The organism is Delftia sp. UME58, from assembly GCF_014170385.1.
GTDB lineage: Bacteria > Pseudomonadota > Gammaproteobacteria > Burkholderiales > Burkholderiaceae_C > Comamonas > Comamonas acidovorans.
The window spans coordinates 1-4,548 of record NZ_LZZV01000104.1 but is presented as its reverse complement, the minus strand read 5'-3'; the positions used below and the strand labels follow the sequence as shown (position 1 = coordinate 4,548).

The following is a 4,548-nucleotide window of genomic DNA, read 5'->3' as shown; positions in this document are numbered from 1 at the left end:
CTGCGCTCGCGCGGCAATGCCGCCATGGCCGACATGTTCAACGACATCCACGAGGCGGGCATACGCATGCTGGCCCTGGTCAACGACCTGCTGGATGTCGCCAAGCTGGAAAGCGCCGTGGGAACCATCCACGTGGAGCGCATCGACCTCAGGAGCCTGATCCGGCCCGTGGTGCGCGAGCTGGAGCCGCAGCAGCAGCAAAAGCTCATCGACCTGCGGCTGGAGCTCGACGAGGCGCCGCTGATCGCCAAGGCCGACCCCGTGCGCTTCCAGCAGGTGGTGCGCAATGTGCTGGCCAACGCCATCAAGTTCTCGCCCATTGGCGGGCGCATCGATGTGCAGGGCCGCATCGACGGACAGGGCGACATCTGCATCGCCGTCTCCGACCAGGGGCCGGGCATTCCGCCGCAGGAACTGGACAAGATCTTCCAGCCCTTCGTTCAGTCCAGCAAGACCAAGAACGGCTCGGGTGGAACGGGCCTGGGCCTGGCCATCTGCCGCAAGATCATCGACGCCATGGACGGCACCATCGCCGCCAGCAACCGCTCCGAAGGCGGATCGGTGTTTCGCATCACCCTGCCCTGCCGCAGCGGCGCACCGGAGACGCGCCCGGCGGAGTTGCTGTAGCGGCACCGCCGCGCGGAGCATGTGCGGTCGGCAAGCAACAGGCGACGAACAGGTGATGGCAAATGAGAAAAAGTCTCATTTAGAATGCCATCACTTCGCTCGCCCCTGCCTGCCCGCCTTCCCTCCCCGTTTGTATGACACGCCATCCGACTCCCGCAGCCTGGCTGGGCCTGGACCTGCGCTGGGCCTATGGCAGCCTGCTGCCCGCCATCTGGCGCAGCACGCGCTGCATCCACCGTGCGCAGGATGTGCTGCATGACGCCTTTGTGCGCTACGCCCTGAGCGGCCGGCATGAAGGCATCGCCCAGCCGCATGCCTACCTGCGCGTGGTGGCGCGCACCGTGCTGGCCGACCAGATGGCGCATGAACGCCGCTTCGTGCCACTGCCCGACCTGGCAGGCGAGCCGGACTCCACGGCCCCCGGCAGGTGCGCGGACGCCACCGCCCTGCAGGAAGCATTCACTGCGCCTTCCGCCGAGGTGCTGGCCGATCTGCAGCAGCGCCTGGCCGCCGCCCAGCGGGTCATCGAAGGGCTTCCACCGCGCTGCCGCGAGGTGTTCTGGCTGTGCAAGGTGGAAGGCCATTCCCAGCCCCAGATTGCCGCCATGCTGGGCATCAGCCTGAACATGGTGGAGCGCCACCTGATGCGCGCCCTGCTGGACCTGCGCGCCGCACGCGAGCTGCTCGCGCCATGAGCAAGCCGCGCGAGGAGGCAGCGCGCTGGTTCATACGCATGCACCGGGATGCGGGAGCGCAGGCGGGCGCCGCCGATGCCGCTGCCTGGCGCCGCTGGATGGATGCCGACCCGCGCCACGCCGCCGAATACGCCGCCTTCGAGGCGCTGTGGCAGGACTTCGACTCCACGCCCCGGGCCGAGGCCCTGGCCACGGCCGTGAACACCGCCGCACGCCAGCGCCGCGACACACGCCGCCACACCCGCCGCGCCGCCATCACCCGCGGCGTGCTGGGCATTGCCGGCCTGGGCACGGCGGGTGTGCTGGCCTTGCGCGGCTGGCATGCCTGGCAGGACTCCACCTTGTCCGCCCTGGCCCGCGACAGTGCGATTGGCGAGCGCATCGTGCTGCGCCTGCCCGACGCCAGCACGCTGACCCTGGGGCCGGCCAGCCGCATCGCCACGCGCTACTCCCGCCGACGGCGCGCCGTGGTGCTGGAGCAGGGCGAGGCCCTGTTCGACGTGGCCAGGGATGCAGACCGCCCCTTCACCATCGACGCAGGCCAGGCGCGCATCACCGTGCTGGGCACGCGCTTCACGGTCAACCGGCTGCCGGGCCTGGTGCGGGTGAGCGTGGAGCATGGAACGGTGCGCCTGGCGGGCGAAGGCGACGCGCAGGGCCATCAGGCGCTGCTGCTGCACGCCGGCGAAGTGGGAGAGATGCCGGATGCAGGCACCGATGGCGCGCACGATGCCGATGGCACTCTGCCCCGCCCCCGCCCCCGCCGCGTGCAGCGCGATGCGCGCGACAGCTTCTCGTCCATCGAACGCGGCCTCATCGTCTTCGACGGCGCCGGGCTGGGCGAGATCGCGGCCACGCTGTCGCGCTGGCGCCGCCAGCCCGTGCGTGCCGCACTGGCCGAAGGCACTGACGGAGGACCGCGCATCACCGCCGCCGTGCAGCGCGGCGATGTGGAAAGCTTCCTGGACGCGCTGCCGCGCATCGCCGCCGTGCGCGTGCAGGAACGCAACGGCGCCACCTGGCTGACCCCGCGCCACGTCGCGCTTCGGCCAGTGCGGCACGCACGGGCTGGCGGCGCCAGCGCGACAGCGTGGCCGCGATCTCGCCCAGCCCGGCGCCGTCGAAGACGATGAGGCCGCGTTCGATGGACGAGAAGCTGTCGCGCGCATCGCGCTGCACGCGGCGGGGGCGGGGGCGGGGCAGAGTGCCATCGGCATCGTGCGCGCCATCGGTGCCTGCATCCGGCATCTCTCCCACTTCGCCGGCGTGCAGCAGCAGCGCCTGATGGCCCTGCGCGTCGCCTTCGCCCGCCAGGCGCACCGTTCCATGCTCCACGCTCACCCGCACCAGGCCCGGCAGCCGGTTGACCGTGAAGCGCGTGCCCAGCACGGTGATGCGCGCCTGGCCTGCGTCGATGGTGAAGGGGCGGTCTGCATCCCTGGCCACGTCGAACAGGGCCTCGCCCTGCTCCAGCACCACGGCGCGCCGTCGGCGGGAGTAGCGCGTGGCGATGCGGCTGGCCGGCCCCAGGGTCAGCGTGCTGGCGTCGGGCAGGCGCAGCACGATGCGCTCGCCAATCGCACTGTCGCGGGCCAGGGCGGACAAGGTGGAGTCCTGCCAGGCATGCCAGCCGCGCAAGGCCAGCACACCCGCCGTGCCCAGGCCGGCAATGCCCAGCACGCCGCGGGTGATGGCGGCGCGGCGGGTGTGGCGGCGTGTGTCGCGGCGCTGGCGTGCGGCGGTGTTCACGGCCGTGGCCAGGGCCTCGGCCCGGGGCGTGGAGTCGAAGTCCTGCCACAGCGCCTCGAAGGCGGCGTATTCGGCGGCGTGGCGCGGGTCGGCATCCATCCAGCGGCGCCAGGCAGCGGCATCGGCGGCGCCCGCCTGCGCTCCCGCATCCCGGTGCATGCGTATGAACCAGCGCGCTGCCTCCTCGCGCGGCTTGCTCATGGCGCGAGCAGCTCGCGTGCGGCGCGCAGGTCCAGCAGGGCGCGCATCAGGTGGCGCTCCACCATGTTCAGGCTGATGCCCAGCATGGCGGCAATCTGGGGCTGGGAATGGCCTTCCACCTTGCACAGCCAGAACACCTCGCGGCAGCGCGGTGGAAGCCCTTCGATGACCCGCTGGGCGGCGGCCAGGCGCTGCTGCAGATCGGCCAGCACCTCGGCGGAAGGCGCAGTGAATGCTTCCTGCAGGGCGGTGGCGTCCGCGCACCTGCCGGGGGCCGTGGAGTCCGGCTCGCCTGCCAGGTCGGGCAGTGGCACGAAGCGGCGTTCATGCGCCATCTGGTCGGCCAGCACGGTGCGCGCCACCACGCGCAGGTAGGCATGCGGCTGGGCGATGCCTTCATGCCGGCCGCTCAGGGCGTAGCGCACAAAGGCGTCATGCAGCACATCCTGCGCACGGTGGATGCAGCGCGTGCTGCGCCAGATGGCGGGCAGCAGGCTGCCATAGGCCCAGCGCAGGTCCAGGCCCAGCCAGGCTGCGGGAGTCGGATGGCGTGTCATACAAACGGGGAGGGAAGGCGGGCAGGCAGGGGCGAGCGAAGTGATGGCATTCTAAATGAGACTTTTTCTCATTTGCCATCACCTGTTCGTCGCCTGTTGCTTGCCGACCGCACATGCTCCGCGCGGCGGTGCCGCTACAGCAACTCCGCCGGGCGCGTCTCCGGTGCGCCGCTGCGGCAGGGCAGGGTGATGCGAAACACCGATCCGCCTTCGGAGCGGTTGCTGGCGGCGATGGTGCCGTCCATGGCGTCGATGATCTTGCGGCAGATGGCCAGGCCCAGGCCCGTTCCACCCGAGCCGTTCTTGGTCTTGCTGGACTGAACGAAGGGCTGGAAGATCTTGTCCAGTTCCTGCGGCGGAATGCCCGGCCCCTGGTCGGAGACGGCGATGCAGATGTCGCCCTGTCCGTCGATGCGGCCCTGCACATCGATGCGCCCGCCAATGGGCGAGAACTTGATGGCGTTGGCCAGCACATTGCGCACCACCTGCTGGAAGCGCACGGGGTCGGCCTTGGCGATCAGCGGCGCCTCGTCGAGCTCCAGCCGCAGGTCGATGAGCTTTTGCTGCTGCTGCGGCTCCAGCTCGCGCACCACGGGCCGGATCAGGCTCCTGAGGTCGATGCGCTCCACGTGGATGGTTCCCACGGCGCTTTCCAGCTTGGCGACATCCAGCAGGTCGTTGACCAGGGCCAGCATGCGTATGCCCGCCTCGTGGATGTC

5 protein-coding genes and 1 pseudogene are annotated in these 4,548 nt (G+C 70.6%); 3 read left to right on the top strand and 3 right to left on the bottom strand.

Annotated features, from left to right (window positions below; translation table 11 throughout):
- From A9976_RS26850 to A9976_RS26840, 3 genes are all read left to right on the top strand, one after another.
- On the top strand, positions 1-627 hold a 627-nt coding region (locus A9976_RS26850), incomplete at its 5' end, for a sensor histidine kinase KdpD (protein WP_183021516.1).
- 134 nt (positions 628-761) lie between these two features.
- Positions 762-1,322, top strand: a complete 561-nt coding sequence (locus A9976_RS26845; protein ID WP_183018809.1) for an RNA polymerase sigma factor — start codon at positions 762-764, stop codon at positions 1,320-1,322.
- Entirely contained in the window at positions 1,319-2,455 is a 1,137-nt protein-coding gene (locus A9976_RS26840; RefSeq protein WP_183021515.1) for a FecR domain-containing protein, read from the top strand. The genes A9976_RS26845 and A9976_RS26840 overlap by 4 nt, the downstream gene beginning before the upstream one ends.
- A 193-nt stretch (positions 2,456-2,648) precedes the next feature.
- Here A9976_RS26840 and A9976_RS31590 read toward each other — a convergent pair.
- The 3 genes and pseudogenes from A9976_RS31590 to A9976_RS26830 form a co-directional block, all read right to left on the bottom strand.
- Positions 2,649-3,272 (bottom strand): annotated as a pseudogene (locus A9976_RS31590) (FecR family protein); the annotation flags it as partial.
- Entirely contained in the window at positions 3,269-3,829 is a 561-nt protein-coding gene (locus A9976_RS26835; RefSeq protein ID WP_183018809.1) for an RNA polymerase sigma factor, read from the bottom strand. The pseudogene A9976_RS31590 and the gene A9976_RS26835, both read right to left, overlap by 4 nt.
- A 134-nt stretch (positions 3,830-3,963) precedes the next feature.
- Positions 3,964-4,548 (bottom strand): sensor histidine kinase KdpD (locus tag A9976_RS26830; RefSeq protein ID WP_183021514.1); only part of this gene is annotated, 585 nt, incomplete at its 5' end.